This is a genomic window from Brucella sp. NBRC 14130 (genome assembly GCF_040371715.1).
Taxonomy (GTDB): Bacteria; Pseudomonadota; Alphaproteobacteria; order Rhizobiales; family Rhizobiaceae; genus Brucella; species Brucella intermedia.
This window is the reverse complement of the sequence record NZ_BAABTE010000051.1, coordinates 1-2595: the sequence shown is the minus strand read 5'-3', so window position 1 is coordinate 2595 and position 2595 is coordinate 1. Positions and strand designations below refer to the sequence as shown.

Sequence of the window (2595 nt, the reverse complement as noted above, 5' to 3'; positions counted from 1 at the left end):
GGCGTCACGACACGAAAGTGGTGAATCTGTCCGACTTTTGAGAACGTATGAAGAACTCACGCCGGCTTGACGGTAGATGCGGGGGATTTTTCGGCTTTGAGGGCCTCGTAGAGCGCGGTCTTTCCGATCTTTACGCGGGCGGCAGCTTCGCGGACATTCAGCCCGGATGCTAGATGTTGCCGGGCCTTTGCGAGCTTCTCCGGGGTTACAACCGCTTGGCGGCCTCCGCGGCGGCCCCGTTCCTCTGCTGCCTGGAGTCCGGCGCGGGTTCTTTCCCGAATGAGATCGCGTTCGAACTGGGCCAGCGCCCCGAACAGATGGAAGACCAGGCGACCGCCAGATGTCGTGGTGTCGATGCTTTCGGTGATGGACCGGAAGCCGACGCCTTTGGCCTCCAATTCGGTGACGATCTCGATGAGGTGCTTCATCGATCGGCCCAGGCGATCGAGCCTCCAGACCGTAAGCGTGTCGCCGTCTCGAGCATAGCGCACGGCCTCAGTCAGCCCCGGCCGATCGGTTTTCACACCCGATGCCTTGTCTTCGAACACTTTCTCGCAGCCCGCCTTGCGCAGGGCATCGAGTTGCAGCGCCGTATCCTGGTCGCCGGTGGATACCCTTGCGTAGCCGATCGAGGTCATGAGGCGTGATTTGTCCGCTTTCCCATTGAAGTCGGACAATGTCCGGTTTGCCGTCGAATGGCAAGGTTTACGGACGAAATCTGTGGACGCCGCGAAACGACCGTTTGCCGGACACGCATTTTCCCTTTCGGTGCATCGTCCGCAACGAGAGGGAGGGTGATGAATGGCTCGAAGAGCATTGCTGAGCGAAACATGGTGGAGCCAGGTAACCACGATCCCGAATGAGGATAGGGAGATCGCCAAGCACTACACGCTGGACCAGTCAGATCTGGATCTGGTCATGCGACAGAACAAGGCGTCGAACCGGCTGGGCTTGGCCTGCGTTCTGGCGATGTTGCGATTTCCGGGCCGACCGCTCGCGGATGGTGAGATCCTGCCTTCCGGCGCCTTGCGGTTCCTGGCGCGGCAGATTGGTGCCGATCATCGCGAGATCGATCGATATTTCGAGCGCCCGCAGACACGCCGCGAGCACCTCGCCCTGTTGTTCGAGAAAATGAAGATGCGCCCGTTTGCGCCCTCGGACGTGCGGGCACTGACCGGCTGGCTGACGCCCGCGGCGCAAACCCTGCGCCGGGCCGATGTTTTGGCGGATATGGTTGTGGAGGAATTGCGACGTCGGCGCATTCTCCTGCCGGCGCGCGGAGCACTCGAAGCCATCATCCATGTTGCGATCCGGCGTGGCATCCGCATCGCTCACCGGGCCCTGGCTGGCGGGCTTTCGGAAGGCCAGAAGCATGGCCTCGACAAACTTCTCGACCCGCGTGCGGGGACGAACGTGACCATCCTCGCGTGGGCGAGAACACCGGCATTGTCGCCTACCGCCATCAATCTCGACAGGATAGCCGAACGCGTTCAGCTTCTTCGGTCACTGAACCTGCCAACGGAATTGATGGAGCGCATTCCGGCCAAGGTTTTTGACGAACTCGCCGCGGAAGGGACACGGATGAGCGCGCAGCATTTGCGGGACCTTAATCCCGAGCGCCGGCACGCCGTGCTGGCAGCAACGGTCCTGCATCTTTCCCGCCATCTAACCGATTGCGCAATCGACGTGTTCAAGAAGCTGATCGGCGCCATGACGCGGCGAGCCGACAATCAGGCGACCGCCCGCATCACCCGTTCCGTCCGGGAGGTTCAGAAGCCGCTGAAGGACGTTTCGAAAGTTTGCCACGCGATCATCGAGGCCAGGCAGAAGGGCGAGGATATCGGCAGGTCGCTCGAAGCGGTCATTCAATGGCCGGTCTTCACGACCAGTGTCCAGGCGGTCGACACGCTGATCGCCCCCGACAGCATCGATGGGAAAATCGAAATGCTTCAGCGCTATCCAACGATCCGGAAGATGGCGCCGGAATTCCTGTCGACGTTTGTGTTTCGTGGCCACGCCGTGGCGGCGAATCTCCTGCGGGCGCTCTCCGTGGTCGCCGATCTGTACCGCACGGGCAAACGCACGATCCCGGACAAGGCTCCAATCTCCTTTGCGCCGAAAGGCTGGATGCCGCTCATCCTCCAGGATGGCAAGATCGATCGCAGGGCCTATGAACTCTGCCTGTTCAGCGAATTGAAACGCCGCCTCGATGCCGGCGATGTCTGGGTGGAGGGAGCCAAGCGCTTCCAGTCCTTCGAGAGCTTCCTCATTCCGGCGCCGACATTCGAGTTGATGCGCGAGGAAGGTCCGCTTCCGGTCGCCGTCGATACCGATGTAGAAACTTATCTGAAGCAGCAGCGTCAGACTTTGAACGACGGGTTGAGCGAGCTTTCCCGTCTGGCGGAAGCCGGTGAGCTCGACGATGTCGAATTGGCCGGCGCGGGTTTCAGCGTCACGCCGCACAAGGCCATGTTCCCGGACATCGCGAAGACGCTGAAACCGAAGGTGGAAAACCGCCTGCCGGCGATCCGGATCACCGACTTGCTGCTTGAGGTGGACGCCCGAACGGGATTTTCGGATGCGTTCACCCATCTT

Annotated in this window: 2 protein-coding genes; one reads left to right on the top strand and one right to left on the bottom strand. The window is 61.2% G+C overall.

Annotation, left to right across the window (positions count from 1 at the left end; all coding sequences use genetic code 11):
• Nucleotides 1–56: 56 nt before the first annotated feature.
• Nucleotides 57–638: a recombinase family protein gene (locus ABWW28_RS27425; RefSeq protein ID WP_176588531.1), complete on the bottom strand. Its 582-nt coding sequence runs from the start codon at nucleotides 636–638 to the stop codon at nucleotides 57–59.
• 163 nt (nucleotides 639–801) lie between these two features.
• Between ABWW28_RS27425 and ABWW28_RS27420 the strand changes: the two genes are divergently transcribed.
• The coding region (locus ABWW28_RS27420) for a DUF4158 domain-containing protein (protein ID WP_353392980.1) at nucleotides 802–2595 on the top strand (1794 nt) is incomplete at its 3' end.

Excerpts from the sequence above, each read along its gene's own strand:
- ABWW28_RS27425 (WP_176588531.1), bottom strand. The coding sequence starts at position 638 with ATGACCTCGATCGGCTACGCAAGGGTATCCACCGGCGACCAGGATACG.